This is a genomic window from Streptomyces sp. P17, from assembly GCF_032436805.1.
Taxonomy (GTDB): Bacteria; Actinomycetota; Actinomycetes; order Streptomycetales; family Streptomycetaceae; genus Streptomyces.
Genome location: NZ_JAVRBF010000232.1, coordinates 1 through 704, shown reverse-complemented (window position 1 = coordinate 704; position 704 = coordinate 1). Strand labels below are relative to the sequence as shown.

The window sequence follows — 704 nt, the reverse complement described above, 5'->3', positions numbered from 1 at the left end:
TCGGTACCTCCCGGCACGGTCCGCAGCCGTTCCTCGGGCCCGCGCTGGCAGCCAAGAAGGACGCCTACGTGAAGCGGATTGAGCAGATCGCGGGGGACATCCTGTGAGCCTGCACGACGACCTCGCGGCACGCATCCCGGCCCTCACCGTCTATGACGGGGAACCGCCAGCGACCCCACCGGGCCGGTACGTATGTCTGTACTACGACACCGGTCTGGAGTCGGAGCGCCGCATCTGTGCCCCGTCGGCGCACATCAGGGTCGACGTGAACGCCGTGTGTGTGGCCCGCACCCGCCCCGGCGTCCGGGACGCGGTAACGATCGTCCGCACCGCCCTCAACAGGTGCCAGCCGTTCGGTGCCGACTCGGCGATGGTCGAGAAATCATCCGGGCCACTGGTGACCGAGGGCCCTGCTGGCGACGTCCGCATGTCTACGACTCTCGTTTTCACCGTCCGCATCAGAAGGAACCAGCTATGACCACCACCCGAGCCGCCGACCAGTCCGAACCGGTCGAGATCGAGACGACCGAGGCCGAGGAGGCCGAGGCGACCGACGCCGACATGGCCGCTGTCACCCGAATCGGGGTGCGCGTCGTGCGTGTCCGCGACACCGCGACCGGACACCACATCACCCTCACCTCCGACCTCGCGGACTCTGACAAGGCCCGCTACAAGCCACTCAAGTCGCCAGCCGTCGACGCCAA

At 67.9% G+C, this 704-nt stretch carries 2 protein-coding genes; both read left to right on the top strand.

Features of this window, described 5'->3' with window-relative positions; all coding sequences use genetic code 11:
- The first annotated feature begins 103 nt into the window (after window positions 1-103).
- Window positions 104-478: a hypothetical protein gene (locus RMT89_RS40565; protein ID WP_315888761.1), complete on the top strand. Its 375-nt coding sequence runs from the start codon at window positions 104-106 to the stop codon at window positions 476-478.
- The coding region (locus RMT89_RS40560; RefSeq protein WP_315888760.1) for a hypothetical protein at window positions 475-704 on the top strand (230 nt) is incomplete at its 3' end. The genes RMT89_RS40565 and RMT89_RS40560, both read left to right, overlap by 4 nt.